Raw genomic sequence first — 2,447 nt, 5'->3', positions numbered from 1 at the left:
GCCCTGCGGCGGGGGCCTCGGCGCGTTCGCGGCCGTCGGCGCCGGGGCGCCGCGCGGAATATCACGGCGTTATGGAATGCGAACGCGGGGAAATAACGCCGTTATTGAAAGAACGCGACCGGTGCCGGTGGTAAAGCAAACTCGGAGAAGGCATTTTCCCGGCCTTGGTCGCACGCTTGACCGATGGGCGGACTGCCGGGTTGGCGAAGGGATTCGCCGTCAATTCATCTCCATGGGTGGTGGATACATGAGCAGTGAGCGGATCGCAATCGTGGGAATCGGCCTCCGCTATCCGGACGCCAATTCCCCGAGCGAGTTGTGGGACAACGTACTGAGCGGCCGCCGGGCCTTCCGGAGGCTGCCGGACGAGCGGATGAACCAGGCGGACTACTGGTCGGCGGACCGCACCGCGCCCGACCGGTACTACGCGACCAAGGCCGCCGTCCTCCGGGACTACAGCTTCGACCGGGTCGGGTACAGCGTCGCCGGCAGCACGTACCGGGCGACCGACCTGACCCACTGGCTGGCCCTCGACGTGGCCGCCGAGGCGCTCGCCGACGCCGGGTTCCCGGACGGCGCGGGCCTGCCGCGGCAGGCCACCGGCGTGGTGGTCGGCAACAGCCTCACCGGGGAGTTCTCGCGCGCCAACACCATGCGGCTGCGCTGGCCCTACGTGCGCCGGACGGTGGCCGCCGCCCTGGCGGGCAAGGGCTGGTCCGAGGGCGACGTCGCCGCCTTCCTCGGGGAGCTGGAGCCGCGGTACAAGGCGCCCTTCCCGCCGATCGACGAGGACTCGCTGGCGGGCGGCCTCGCCAACACCATCGCCGGGCGGATCTGCAACCACTTCGACCTGCGCGGTGGCGGGTACACCGTCGACGGTGCCTGCTCCTCCTCCCTGCTGTCCGTGGTCACGGCCGCCGGGGCGCTCTGCGACGGCGACCTGGACGTGGCCGTCGCCGGCGGGGTCGACCTGTCCATCGACCCGTTCGAGGTGATCGGCTTCGCCAAGACCGGCGCGCTGGCCACCGGGGAGATGAAGGTCTACGACCGGGACTCCAACGGCTTCTGGCCCGGCGAGGGCTCCGGCATGCTGGTGCTGATGCGCGAGCGGGACGCGGTGGCGCAGGGGCGGCGGATCTACGCGAGCGTCAGCGGCTGGGGAGTGTCCTCGGACGGCAGGGGCGGTATCACCCGGCCCGAGGCGGGCGGCCACCGGCTGGCACTGGCCCGCGCCTACCGGCGGGCGGGCTACGGGGTCGAGACGGTCTCGTACTTCGAGGGCCACGGCACCGGTACGGCCCTCGGCGACGCGACCGAGATCGAGGCGCTGTCCTCCGCGCGCCGCGCCGCCGACCCGACGGCCCGACCGGCCGCGCTCGGGACGGTCAAGGGGAACTTCGGGCACACCAAGGCCGCGGCGGGCGTGGCCGGCCTGATCAAGGCCGCCCTCGCCGTGCACCACCAGGTGATCCCCCCGGCGACCGGCCACCTCGACCCGCACCCCGGCCTGCTCGGCGAGACAGCGGCCCTGTACGTGCCGGGCCGGGCCGAGCTCTGGCCGGCCGACCAGCCGGTCCGGGCGGGCGTGTCGGCCATGGGCTTCGGCGGGATCAACACCCACGTCGCGGTCGCCGAGGGCCCCGGCCGCACCCGGCGCGAGGCGCTCGACGAACGCACCACCCGGCTGGTCGCCGGACGCCAGGACGCCGAACTGCTGCTGCTGGACGGCGCGGACCCGGCCGCGCTGCGCGCGGAGCTGGGCCGACTGCTCGACCTGGTGCCCCGCCTGGCCCAGGCCGAACTCGCGGACCTGGCCGGAACGCTGGCCGAGCGGCTCTCCGGCGCCCCGGTCCGGGCCGCCGTCGTCGCGACCTCGCCGGACGACGCCGCGCGGGCCCTCGAACGGCTGGCCGCGCTGCTCGACTCGGGCGCGCGGGAGGCGTTCTCGGCCGCCGAGGGGATCTTCCTCGGCCGGGCGCGGACCGCGCCCCGGATCGTCTACCTCTTCCCCGGGCAGGGCTCGGGACACGGCGCCGTCGGCGCGATCCGGCGCCGGTTCGCCGCCGCGGAGGAGGCGTTCGGAGCGGCCGGACCGCCCGCCGGTGCGGACCAGGTCGCCACCGAGGTGGCCCAGCCGCGCATCGTCACCGGTTCGCTGGCCGCCCTCCGGGTGCTGGACGGACTGGGCATCCGGGCCGGGGCCGCGGTCGGACACAGCCTGGGCGAGCTGACGGCGCTGCACTGGGCCGGGGCGATGAGCGAGGAGCAGCTGGTGCGCCTCGCCACGGTCCGCGGCCGGGTGATGGCGCGGGCGAGCCGCGGCGGCGGCGCGATGGCCGGCCTGGCGGCGACCCCGGAGCGGACCGCCCGGCTGTCGGAGGGATCGGAGGTCGTCGTCGCGGGCTACAACGGCCCCCGGCAGACCGTGGTCTCCGGCCCCGCCGAGG

1 protein-coding gene is annotated in these 2,447 nt (G+C 75.1%); it reads left to right on the top strand.

Translation table 11 applies throughout. From position 1 onward, the window contains the following. Positions 1–277: 277 nt before the first annotated feature. Positions 278–2,447, top strand: a 2,170-nt coding sequence (locus ACFU6K_RS36760) for a beta-ketoacyl synthase N-terminal-like domain-containing protein (protein WP_380670655.1), incomplete at its 3' end; no start/stop codon positions are given.

The sequence above is a fragment of the Kitasatospora sp. NPDC057512 genome (assembly GCF_042802135.1).
Lineage (GTDB): Bacteria > Actinomycetota > Actinomycetes > Streptomycetales > Streptomycetaceae > Kitasatospora.
This window is presented reverse-complemented; position numbering and strand designations above follow the sequence as displayed.